This is a genomic window from Cellulosilyticum sp. WCF-2 (assembly GCF_003990395.1).
GTDB lineage: Bacteria > Bacillota > Clostridia > Lachnospirales > Cellulosilyticaceae > Cellulosilyticum > Cellulosilyticum lentocellum.
The window spans coordinates 4441139-4453152 of record NZ_CP034675.1; the positions used below are offsets into that span (position 1 = coordinate 4441139).

The 12014-nt window shown below is 45.6% G+C and carries 12 protein-coding genes; all 12 read right to left on the reverse strand.

The window, feature by feature from the left end; all coding sequences use genetic code 11:
- Positions 1–9 precede the first annotated feature (9 nt).
- Positions 10–1818, reverse strand: a complete 1809-nt coding sequence (locus EKH84_RS20230; protein WP_127067687.1) for a C40 family peptidase — start codon at positions 1816–1818, stop codon at positions 10–12.
- 31 nt (positions 1819–1849) lie between these two features.
- On the reverse strand, positions 1850–4246 hold the full coding sequence (locus EKH84_RS20235; RefSeq protein WP_127067688.1) for a VirB4-like conjugal transfer ATPase, CD1110 family: 2397 nt from the start codon (positions 4244–4246) through the stop codon (positions 1850–1852).
- On the reverse strand, positions 4176–4652 hold the full coding sequence (locus EKH84_RS20240; RefSeq protein ID WP_127067689.1) for a PrgI family protein: 477 nt from the start codon (positions 4650–4652) through the stop codon (positions 4176–4178). Before EKH84_RS20240 ends, EKH84_RS20235 begins: the two co-directional genes overlap by 71 nt.
- Positions 4653–4663: 11 nt before the next feature.
- On the reverse strand, positions 4664–5530 hold the full coding sequence (locus EKH84_RS20245) for a VirB6/TrbL-like conjugal transfer protein, CD1112 family (protein WP_127067690.1): 867 nt from the start codon (positions 5528–5530) through the stop codon (positions 4664–4666).
- A gap of 58 nt (positions 5531–5588) precedes the next feature.
- Positions 5589–5801 (reverse strand): Maff2 family mobile element protein, encoded by a 213-nt coding sequence (locus EKH84_RS20250; RefSeq protein WP_058351257.1) that lies wholly within the window; start codon positions 5799–5801, stop codon positions 5589–5591.
- Between the two features lie 149 nt (positions 5802–5950).
- Positions 5951–6163 carry a Maff2 family mobile element protein gene (locus EKH84_RS20255; protein ID WP_058351257.1) on the reverse strand — a complete coding sequence of 71 codons (213 nt, stop codon included), beginning with the start codon at positions 6161–6163 and terminating at the stop codon, positions 5951–5953.
- A 185-nt stretch (positions 6164–6348) separates the two neighbouring features.
- Positions 6349–8109 carry a VirD4-like conjugal transfer protein, CD1115 family gene (locus tag EKH84_RS20260; protein ID WP_127067691.1) on the reverse strand — a complete coding sequence of 587 codons (1761 nt, stop codon included), beginning with the start codon at positions 8107–8109 and terminating at the stop codon, positions 6349–6351.
- Positions 8106–8624 carry a PcfB family protein gene (locus tag EKH84_RS20265; protein WP_127067692.1) on the reverse strand — a complete coding sequence of 173 codons (519 nt, stop codon included), beginning with the start codon at positions 8622–8624 and terminating at the stop codon, positions 8106–8108. The genes EKH84_RS20260 and EKH84_RS20265 overlap by 4 nt, the downstream gene beginning before the upstream one ends.
- 14 nt (positions 8625–8638) lie before the next feature.
- Positions 8639–8986: a DUF7768 domain-containing protein gene (locus tag EKH84_RS20270; RefSeq protein WP_127067693.1), complete on the reverse strand. Its 348-nt coding sequence runs from the start codon at positions 8984–8986 to the stop codon at positions 8639–8641.
- 9 nt (positions 8987–8995) lie between these two features.
- Entirely contained in the window at positions 8996–9403 is a 408-nt protein-coding gene (locus tag EKH84_RS20275) for a hypothetical protein (RefSeq protein ID WP_127067694.1), read from the reverse strand.
- A gap of 20 nt (positions 9404–9423) precedes the next feature.
- On the reverse strand, positions 9424–10281 hold the full coding sequence (locus EKH84_RS20280; protein ID WP_127067695.1) for a DUF6017 domain-containing protein: 858 nt from the start codon (positions 10279–10281) through the stop codon (positions 9424–9426).
- A gap of 239 nt (positions 10282–10520) precedes the next feature.
- The gene (locus EKH84_RS20285; RefSeq protein ID WP_127067696.1) at positions 10521–11606 is read right to left on the reverse strand and encodes a DUF5688 family protein; all 1086 of its coding nucleotides are present in this window, start codon (positions 11604–11606) and stop codon (positions 10521–10523) included.
- Positions 11607–12014: the final 408 nt, after the last annotated feature.

The following is a 12014-nucleotide window of genomic DNA, read 5'->3' on the forward strand; positions in this document are numbered from 1 at the left end:
AAATTATTGTTACTGAATCCTGCCATAGCAGTACGCGTGTGCCCTCCAGTATGCCGTGTCATAGGATGCATACTGAATAGGGTTTCCACAATGAACCATAATCTTATTTACCGGATCTACCACGATTCCCACATGGGATGCACCGGGTGTGTTGTAGGTTCCCTGAAAGAATACCAGGTCACCCGGCTTCACATCGGAAGCAGCCACTCTTGCTGTCGCATTTTTCCATCCGTTGGCCGTAAGTCTTCCATAATTCCATCCGTTTCCGCAGTTGTTTATGACGTAGCTTACAAACCCGGAACAGTCAAAGCTTGTGCTTGGGGAAGAGCCTCCCCATACATACGGATAACCGAGATACTTTTCCGCTTCATTAAGCATCCTGCCAAACTGCTGGTCTGTCAGATATTCTCCCGGTACCGCATAATTCTCATACTCCTCGGATACTCCCGGATTGGCATACACGTTATCCCCAAAGATGTCCGGCTTATTTCCTCTTGTTTCAAGAAGGATCATATACCGCTGCATCTGGTCTTCCGTAAGATTTAGGGCATTTACTGCCGCGGAAATACCATGATTGGTCAGTGTGGTATTGAGAATGTAATAATCATATTCCACCTCGACCTGATAGGATTCATAAACCTGATAAGGAACCGAAACCGTATAGGTATAAGACTCCAATTTTCCGTTTACCATCCGGTACCCGATTCTTTCTTCATCCCGGTAATATGTCACATAATGCCACCTGGTCTCCGTTCTCGTTCTGGTCTCCACCACTTCCGTCATGGTCAGCGTATACTGGTAATCAAAAATGGTCTGCAACATGGACTGCACCTGGGAAGGGGTGTAATTCTCATAAAGCACCGTAAGCAGTGCCGCCAGTTCAAACGGATTGTGGGAGATCTCCGCAAGGGAATAATTGTACTCATCATACCCCGGATGGTCTGTTTCGATATTGTCTATGGTTTCCTGCAAATCTGCTTCCAGTTCCACATAATCTGCTTCCACCTGCAGAATGTCTGAATCCTCTGCCGTAAAGGAAGTAGTAATTGTGGTAGTGTTCACTCCGCCTGCCATCATGGAACAGGATGATAATGCTCCGGAGATTACCAGAACCACAATCAGAACTACCAAAGCAATCACCAGCAGCATAGGATGGTCCTGTAAAAATTCCCTGATCCATTCTGCAAGTCTTCCCATCAGGTCTTCTGCCTTGTCGGTGAATCTCTTGCCGATACTTCCGATGCCGTTTGCCGCCTCTGCAGCCTGTTTCTTTGCGGCAGCTTCCGCAAATTCTCTCTGCATCAGCTTTTTTCTTGTTGCCTTAACCGTAGCGGACATGGTGCTTTCGCCTGCCTCACCCGCTTCTTTTGCTCCCTTGGCACCCTGTACCGCATCCAGATGTTCATTTCTGGCATGAAGCTTTTTACCATAATTGCTTTTCCTGATATCCCGGGCATAACTCCTTGCCTCTGCACTTCCGGCCATTGCCAGACCGACTGCCTGATCCATGGCTTCTGTTCCCACGTTTTCATCCTCGTTTTGGATCCCGGCTTTCCGAATGGATTCTGCCGCAGCCGTCTCCTTGTAGATTCTCTTCCGCCCCTGTTTTTTTATCTTGCGAAGTTTCTTTTCCTCTTCCGGAGTAAGACTGGTATCCTTTTTCCCATAACGGAGCTTCTTGCGATAGCTCTCACCCGCTGAGGTCTCATTTTTCAGCTTATCTGCATGCTTTTTCTGTGTCGTCTTATTCTCCGGCTCCACCCGCTTGTTTTTGGCGGACTTCTCCACCTTCTCCCTGGTATATTTTTCTTCATTCATGCATATCTAACCTTTCCGAAGAAACAGCCGCTTACGCTGACTGCTCCTTCTTTGCTTCTGTTACCTCTGACAATCTGGTTGTCATGATACGGTAAAGTTCCGTATTTGCAGGGAAGCGGTCCACAAATGGCAGAATAACATTGCCATAGAATAAAAGCCCTTCGCCTTCTCCCGAATGTGTTACATACGAAAGCTGGTGAGGGCTAATATTAAGCTGTCTGGCAAGAATCTGTCTGTCACCTACTGCCTGGTTCAGCATATAGATAAAGTCAGAGTTCTCGAAAATGTTCTCCACTTCCTTGGATGCCAGCAAATCCTTGACATTCTGGGTAATACCGGTGGGAATTCCTCCCCACTTTCTGAAACGCTTCCAGATCTCCACCGTATAGGCAGCCGTCTGTTCCTCACGGAGCAGAAGGTGCATCTCATCCATGTAATATCTGGTGGATCTGCCCTGGCTCCGGTTTTCGGTTACCCTTCCCCATACCTGGTCCTGAACCACAAGCATGCCAATCTTCTTAAGCTGCTTACCTAAATCCTTGATGTCATAACATACCAGGCGGTTTGTAAGCTCCACATTGGTTCTGTGATTAAAGACATTTAAGGAACCGGATACATAGATTTCAAGGGCTGTTGCCACGTGCTTTGCTTCCGGCTCATCCTGGTTTAAGAGTGCCTGATACAGATCTCCAAGTATTGGCATATTCTCCGGTCCCGGATTCTCAAAATACTTCTGATAAATCTGACGGATGCATCTGTCGATGACCGTTTTCTCAACCGGCCTAAGTCCTTCCTTATTTCCTACGATCAGCTCACACAAAGACAGAATGAAATCTGCCTTAAGGGCAATCGGGTTATCATCATCCGAGTAGTTCATGTTGATATCCATTGGATTGATATACTGGTCAGAAGTCGGGCTGATCTTAATCACCTGTCCTCCAAACCTTGCCACCAGAGGAGAATACTCTGACTCCGGATCGGATATGATGATGTCATCATCCGTAACAAGGAACGCATTGGCAATTTCCCTCTTTGCACTGAAGGACTTACCTGAACCCGGTGTACCAAGAATCAGGGCATTGGGGTTTTTTAGCTTCTTTCTGTCTACCATGATCATGTTGTTGGAAAGTGCATTCAGACCATAATACAAAGCCTCTTTTCCATTCTGAAATAACTCCTGGGTAGTGAATGGAACAAAAATCGCTGTACTTGATGTGGTCATCCCCCTCTGGATCTCAATCAGATTGCTTGCAAGCGGCAGCGTACTCATAAGCCCCTGCTCCTGCTGGTAATCCAGTCTGACCAGATTGCAGTTATGTTTCTGTGCGATGGAAACCGCCTGAAATACATTGTTTTCAAGCTCCTGCTTTGTCCTTCCGGTATTCATCACAAGAAATGTCAGAAGAAACATTCTCTCATTCTGTGACTGCAGCTCCTTTAACAATGCCTTGGCATCCTTGCCATAGGTTGCAAGGTCGGACGGAATGATATCCATATCATAACCGGCCCTGACTGCCTTTTTCTGCTCCTCGATCTTGCTTCGGTCAAGCTCCGTAATGGTATGCTTGATGGTCTTGATTGCCTCATTCTGGTCTACCGACTTGATATGCATGGTCACAATCTGGCTGGATTCCATGGAAAGGAAATCTGCAAGCAGCCTGTCGCTGATATCCGATGCATCGATGGATAAGAAACTCATGCATCCATACATGTCTCCCATCTGAAAATATCTTCCGGTTGGAAAAGCAAAGCTGCTCGGTGCAATGAAATCCTTTACGGAAAGTCCGGATCCCGCCAGATACTTCCAGTCAAAATGGAATTTTGCATCATCTCCCATATGAAACTGTCTGTGCATCAGTTCCAGTCTTTCACTTCCGTTTAAGGTCTTTGCCCTTACTCCCAGCCTTTTGAAGTTATTGAGAATATCCGTCTCAATATGAATGAGCCTCGGCTTTGCAGTTTTCATGGATTCAGCATGAATTCCGAAGGTTAAGTATTTTGTCTTGGTAAGACCGTTATTGCCAGCCTCCATCTGATGCAGGAGCACTTCTGAATACTCATCCCGGACATCATCAAATCCATCTTTCTTATGTGCAATGGCAATGCTCTTCTCAAAATCAGAAACATCCGTTGCCATGTTATTGAAGGATAACTGAAAGTTGATGGAACTGTCGAAAAAGTTTAAGAAAGAACACCATTCCTCAAAGATCTCCGTCTTGTCCTCCTGCTGTGCCAGCTGATAGTTGATATCCTGAAACTGGATGGTCTTTGTATAATAATCAAGTCCAACCCTGCAAATACCATCCGGAAACATTCTGTCAAACGGTATGCTCTGCTGTGCAGTTCTTGGCGTGCCATCATTTTTCCTGGCCTTTTTTATGGCTTCCTTTACCGCTTTCTGCTCGTCCCTGGTCAGCCCTTCCGGCATTGTGAACTTTCTGTTTTCCTGATTTTTCTTTTTGCGAAAATCGAACAATGTTTTCTACCTCCTTTTCTGCTTTTGCCTGGCGCAAAAGCGCATCATAATAATTGTCCGTCATATACGGACGTATCTTCGGCCTCTTAAAGATTGCCTGTATCATGTGACTCAAAATGACCTCCAGCGGCTGACCGTTCTTCTCATACATGGCAAGGAAAAAGAATGGCATCATAATCACCATCATCCCCATAACTGCCGTATTGACTTTCACTACTGTTTTGAGCAAAAAGAAGGACGGTACTCCAATGAGAGCCGCCAGACCAAAACAGATCAGCTGTCTTTTTGTCAGATTGAACATCACCTTGCTTTTTACTTTTGTCAGGTCCCTCGGGACACTGATATAAGATGCTGCCATAATCTTCCTCCTTAATGAGCATGAAGTATGCTCTTTGCTACTGCTCCCGTCTTAAACAGGGTAAAGGCTAACAAAACGGTGAAGCCCATAACCCTCCATAGCGAGCCAATGATATCTGCGTTAAATGCTACCGACTGAATCAGGACTGCGTAGATTCCCACACATACCATGATCAGAAATCCCTGGAATCCAAGTGCAAACAGGCTTCTTACATAATTCTGTCCCATCATGCTCTGCTCCCTGTTTCCAAAGGTCGCAAACGGAATCGGTGCAAGGCTGACCATAAGATAAATCTCCACCATTCGTCCGTTGATGATGACGAAAATGATTGCTGCCAGTATATACATAAGGAACTGCACAACAAACGACTGTAAGAATATCCCAAGCAGTGGTCCCAAATCCATTGCTTCCAGTGTGGTCTGCATTGTCGCAAGGGTGCTTGCATCAATTGCCGTGCTTCCCTGAATAATGCCTCCGGCCCGGCTTACCACGCTCTGCGATACATCAAATACCGCCATCGTGATATCAAAGGTGTGTGTGATCAGCTCTACTGCCACAAAAGTCTTAAAGATCCACTTAAAGATAAACCATGTCTCAAAGCTTGCCAGATTGTTATAACTGATTATCAGCTGTATCAGCTCATAGCAGGCTATGAAGGTCAAAAGAATACCCGCGATCGGCATGATTACCGTTTCTGACAGGTTCCTGACCATATTGAATACCGCCGGCAGAAAACTGCTGGGAGTCTGTCCTACCTCTGTTGCAATCTGCCCCACCTGGTCATTCACAGAGGAAAATGTGTTGGTGAGATTATTCATGATACCTGATACAAGCAGTCCTTTCAGCCAGTCAGTAATCTGCTGAATTATGCTGTTCAATTATTTCCTCCTTTCCTCCGGGACAGGGTTTCTCCCTGCCCCAAAACCAGAATCTGATTTAGAACAAACCGGAAAGCAAAGGTACAAGAGTGGTACCGATAAGGGCAACACCGCCACCGGCCATAAGCTGCTTCATTCCCTGGGACTTTGCACCCGGGTTATCGTTACCGTATCCTTCCATAAGATTGATTGCACCCCAGATTCCAAGACCTGCTCCAAGTGCGATTACAAGTGTCTGCAATGTTCCTACTGCGCTCTGAAAAAATGCCATAATATAAATCCTCCATATTCTTTCTTGATTGATGAAGGGCCAGAGCACTCTGCCCTGACCCGTGTGTCTGCACAGATCTCCACTTCTCCGGTCTACCGGATCCGCTGTCTGCTATTTAGTTTTTCTGCGTGGTCCTGCCACGCTGTCTCTTAGAAAAGACCGGAAAGTAAAGGTACAAGGGTAGTACCGATAAGAGCCACACCGCCGCCGGCCATGAGCTGCTTCATTCCCTGGGACTTTGCGCCCGGGTTATCGTTGCCGTATCCTTCCATAAGGTTGATTGCACCCCAGATTCCAAGACCTGCTCCAAGTGCGATTACAAGTGTCTGTAATGTTCCTACTGCGCTCTGAAAAAATGCCATGTTTCAGTTCCTCCAAAATTTTTTTTCGTGATATATTCATTCCTTTGCCCCGACCATGGAGGCAGTTTACAGTTACGTGCCGGATCCCCTGCAGTGGCATCCGGCTATGCGCGCATATCGCCCGTTTCCAGGCATAATAAAAAGCCCCTATCTTCCGGCCTTTATCGCCGGATGGTAAGAGCTGATTACTCTGTTAAGTCGATGACTTCGTATTCATCATCTGCTTTCAGTTTCAGTGTGTGGCTTAAGAATTTCACCACATCAAAATAGTTCTTCTTGTCATAATCTGCCGTCAGCCTGTAATTCGGATGCTGCGTCAGATCATACTTGTCGGACAGAAATGGTCTTACACCACGGACCTGCACGATACATTTCGAGCCGTCCATGACCGCCAGTTCATCCATTGTCATCAAATCCTTGCCCAGCTTCTGATAATTCATGCTGTAGCTTTCCTGGGAACCCTTCGACTGTCCGGTATTGTACATATCGATGGTCTCTTTTCCAAGAATTGCATTCAGGTCTTTTAAGGTTGTCTGCTCGGTACCACCAAGGAAAATCTGGGAATCCATATTTCCGATGATGGTATCTGCATTATCCTTATAGATTGCCTTAAGCTGTGACTTTGCCTGCAATACCAGGCATGCCGATATTTCCCTGCTTCGGATGGTTGCCACCAGCTTTTCCAGATTCGGGATCTGCCCGATATTGGCCGCCTCATCGATAAGGCATCGCACATGTACCGGAAGTCTTCCCCCATACACATCATCTGCTTTCTCACAAAGGAGATTGAACATCTGCGTATAAATCATGGAAATCAGGAAATTGAAGGTGCCATCCGTATCTGACATAATCAGAAACAGCGCTGTCTTCTCATCTCCCAGGGTATCCAGCTCCAGCTGATCATAGGCTGTCAGATCCCTGAGTTCCTTGATATCAAAGGGTGCCAGTCTTGCACCACAGGAAACCAGAATGGACTTGGCTGTTTTTCCGGCTGCCAGCTTATACTTGGCATACTGCCTTACTGCGAAATGGTCCGGGTTCTGCTCTGCAAGTTCCTCAAACATCAGATCCACCGGATTCTTAAACTCTTCATCATCCTCCCGGACTTCCATTGCATTGATCATTTCAAGCAGGGTAGAAAAATTCTGCTCCTCTTCCGGAGCCTCATAATGGATGTACCCAATCAATGCGGTGTAAAGCAGTGTCTCTGCTTTCAGCCAGAAATCGTCTCCGCCTTTGCTCTCCCCTTTTGTGTTGGCAATCAGTGTTGTCACAAGTTTCAGAATATCCTTCTCAGAATGGAGATAGGCAAATGGATTATAATGCATTGATTTTGTAAAATTGATGATATTAAACACCTTCATCCGGTACCCGTTCTTATACAGGGCATTTCCTACTTCATTGACCAGACCACCCTTCGGATCGGTCACTACATAGGATGAATGCATCTGCAAAAGATTTGGCTTGATAAAAAACCTCGTCTTACCGGAACCTGAACCACCAACCACCAGAACATTCTTATTTCTGGCGTATTTCGGAATTTTCGGTCTGCTGCTCATGGTGATCCGCTCTGTCTGGGACAGAATTACATTGTTTGCAAACACCGGATCCTCAAAAGGCTCGATATCTGCATGCTTTCCCCATCTGGCAGAGCCATACTCCTCATTATGCCGGAACTTTTTTGCGTTTTTCCCTTTCAGATACACTGCCAGCCTGAGCGCTGCACCACAGGCAATACCTGCCAGCAGATCTGTTGGGTATAAACTTGGCAACGGATTGGAAAATGCCTTTGCAATCAGCCCATCCAGTACAATGCTCTGTACTTTCTCAGACGCATTGGCACCTACCGCCAGCCGCCACATTTCTCCCAGATTGGTAGCAGCCAGTCCCAGAACAATATAGGGAATGTTCAGGATCAGCTGCTTTTTTATCTGTTTCATATTCATCGCACCTTCTCCTTCTTTTTCTCTGCCACTTTCCTTGGAATCGCTGCCACAATCTCCTTGAATTTCTTCAGTTTCTCAAGAACACTCGGGCGCTCCTTTGACCCCTTCTTCACCTGCTTATCTGCATAATCCTGCAAGATTTTTGTAATCACATCCATATCCTTTGCTTTGAAGAATATGGTATATACCGGAGGATCCGCTTTCTTGTCCTTTACGACTGCGAAATCAACTCCATACTTTTTGGCGATCTTCTGAAAATCCTTAAGCCCTTCATCAGCAAGCGGAATGGACGAGACTCCCTGGCCCTGACGAACCAGAGTCTTGATTGACTGCTTTCCTTTTGTCGGATGGATTTTTTCACCCACTGCCTTACCGACCGCTTTTGTTGGCTTTCCTACCACTGTACTTAGTGCTTTCATAAACAATTTCAGCGTAGGTTTGGATACTCTGACAGCAATGCGGATGGACTTGTCCGCAGCCTCCTTGCTTACTTCTTCATGTACCAGCTTTCTCACTTCCTTCCATGTATCTATTCTTCTTTTCTGCTCTTATCCACACCAAGGACTCCCCTCATGGTGGATGATGCCACGTGAAAGCGATTTGCAATCGCAATATCCGTAAGCACCGTTTCATTTACGGCGGCTCCACAAACCACAAGAATTCTGGAACGTCTCAGCATATCCTCTGACATATCCAGATAATCCTTATATTCATCTGCATTGCTTACGTCTATTACCTCCGGCAATGACAGTAACGGGCAGATCGGTGTGTAGCCTGCTTCATACAGTTTCCTGCAATATCTCTTTGCAGATCTTTTGGCTTTAGTTCGATCCGCGCTCCATGCAGACGTAACATAAGCCCATGGTTTGTTATTCATAGAAACCTCCTATCCCAGCCTGTAGCTCTGGATCCGGTACTGCCCGAGTGCAAGTGTACAGCTTCTGCTTCTAAGCTCTGACATGACTGCACTAATATCGCTCTCGTTAAGCCCCTGTAATCCATAATCCGATTTCATCACAAGATATCCGGCCGGCACATATGCCTCTCCGTCAATGAGCAGCTTCTTTCTTGCATCATAGACAAAAATGTAATCCGTCTTCCCTATCATCTCGGAAGCACTGTTCTTTCCAAAGCCGTCCAGAATTGCCATTGCATCTTCCATCCCGATGAAATTCACCTGCTGCGATGCATCCACATAGATTGCCGACTGCTCCGGTGCCAGAATACTGACAATCTCTTCCAGATTTGCCGCTATCTTTTCCAAACGGCCCAAAATAAATTCTGTATCATTCAATTTAACCAATCCCTCCTGGTCTATATTTTTCCTGTGGCCATATCATGATTAACTTCCGCACGATAATAGCCGTCCATTGTAGCCGGTGCGTTATACAATGCAGCCAGCAGATACTGCTTAATACTGCGGACTTTCGTGGTATTCTCCCGGACACAGTCCATCACATACTCAATATGTCCCATGTTTAACTTCATGAATCTTCCCTTTACCACATTTGCATGTTTGTCATCTCCGGCTATCCGGATCATCTTTCTCCTGGAACACAAAATGTCCAGCATAAGCTCCAGAATGCCTTCAATCATATCGGAATCATATGGATACCTGCTCTTTAAGACTGATATTTCCAGCTGTTCCCTAAGGTAAGCTTCATATCCCATCCGCTCCTCATCCCCGGATAGGATAGGATAAGTATCACTATATTCAGTATTATTGTTATTAGTATTATTAGGCTGTAGATTATACAGGTCCTGACCTGTAACTTTTACAGTACCAGACCTGTAATCTTTACAGGCCTTGACCTGTAAATTCTGCTGGTCTAAGAAATTCTTCACATAGATCAATGCCGGCTTTCCCAGTCCCTGCTTTATGCGCTCTATCAGCCCAAACTCTTCCAGCTCCGCAAGATACTTGATTGCTGATTTTTCGGAACAGTTCATTGCTTCCCGGATGGAAGTCAGGGTGAAAATGATATATACCCGTCCCTCCTCATCAATCCAGCCATTATCCCTGGAAAGCGATACACGGTCCAGTAACAGTCCGTACAATACCTTTCCTTCCGTGGATATTCCCTGAAACCTTGCATCAGTAAAAAGGACCTTCGGTATCCGGTAAAAAGCAAACTGCTGGGACTGATCTTCATAAAAGTAATCAAATCCCATGGCTATCCCTTTCTTTTGCTTCGCATCTCTTCCATCAGCTTTTTGTAACACGGAAAACAAAATGCTTTATCATACCCATAAGGACATTCCTCTTTACAGTTTTGCGGATGGCTGACCGGTGGCTTCGCCCCTGTTCTGTTTTTCTCAATATATGCTCCTGACATTGTATTGCCTTGCCTTTCCATCAAAAAAGTGCCAGACCTATGGCAATTGCCATAAGCTGACACCTTATGATTGTTTTAGAGGGCTTCCCCGCCCTTTGCTTTTGCTGCCTTTTCGGCTGCATCCCTTATGGGAGTCTTTGCTGCAACTTCCTTCTGCTTATCCTTTAGATCCTTTAACACAGAACCGTGCTCCTCCGATTTCTCATCAATCTGAGCCTCGGCTTTTTCCTGCTGTCTTGCTTCAAATTTCTCCGCAAGTTCAAAGATATGCTCCTTGGAATCATAATGGTACACGTTGTCAGTAAGCTTTTCCGCAGGACTTACCTGGGTAGCATTGACTTCCCTTACCATATCTCTCAGATCATCTGCAGCTTTGTCTCCGTTATCAGGTACCAACAGAATTTCATGAATCGATGAGGGGAGAATATAGAAGTCTCCACCAAGCTTCTCAGCTGCCTGGTCCATAAAATCCTGATAAGCAAGCACCCCCGCCCCGGAGTTCTTATCCGGAACCGTTGCAATATACATCATTTCCTCCTGCTCCTCGGGAAGACCAAACATCTCAAATGCTTCCGGTCCCATCATCTCTCTCATGACCTCGCTCATACCCTGGATAACCGCCGGTCTGATTTCCGGTGCGTTCTCCAGAGCATCTGCTTTCAGCTGCTCATGAGTCACTCCCATGTGATCAATCATGTCATTGGTTACCAGAATGGATGCTCTGCCGGCATCATTGCTCTCAAGCACAAAACGATAAACAACCGCCATGTCCTCCATGCTTTCATGAGGAATCTTTTTAAGCAGCTCTGCATTTGTTTCAGCAGAAATCACTTCAATGGAGAGCTTTTCCTTCATTGCTTCATAATTGGTAAGCTCGGACGTATCAACAGAAGGGACATTCTCAAGTCCCTGCATGATAGCGTGTGTTGATTCCGCAAGAACACCTGCATAGTCTCCGGTGTGCTCATATTCAGCAAAGGCACCCTCAATATTGAAGTTGACTCCAACATTGCTTCCTTCCTGACGCACTGTCAAGGACTCGTAGTTCTGATTTGCTTTTTCAACATTGTGAAAGCTCATCTCAACATCCTCAATGCCTCTCTCGTAAAGCCTCTGCTTCAGATCCTCTGTCATTTCCTGTTTGAATGTTTCGTAATCCATTTTTTCCTCTCTTTCCTATTCCAGTATTGTTCTTTCAGATCGTCATCTGATTTTCGGACATGAAAAAAGCGCCATACCCACCACCTTTCGATGATGAGCTGACGCTTCATATTTAGTCCGTATTCTTTTGCAAAAGAGAAACAAATGAGCTACCGCATCTGCGTTTCATGTCTCATTTGTCTATGATAATATTATCACAGGCAAAATCACAATAAAAGTGTCAAGTCCCCTACAATGATACTACAGATTCCCTACAAAATCCCTACAAAACAAGATTCCCCTTTTTTAAAATGTTTCCATACCTATTAATAGGGTTTCGGAAACAAAATACAACACTCTATGTAGCCGAAAAGATTCCTTCTATAATGAATATGGACCAATCTTATTTCCACGATAAACTGAAATTTG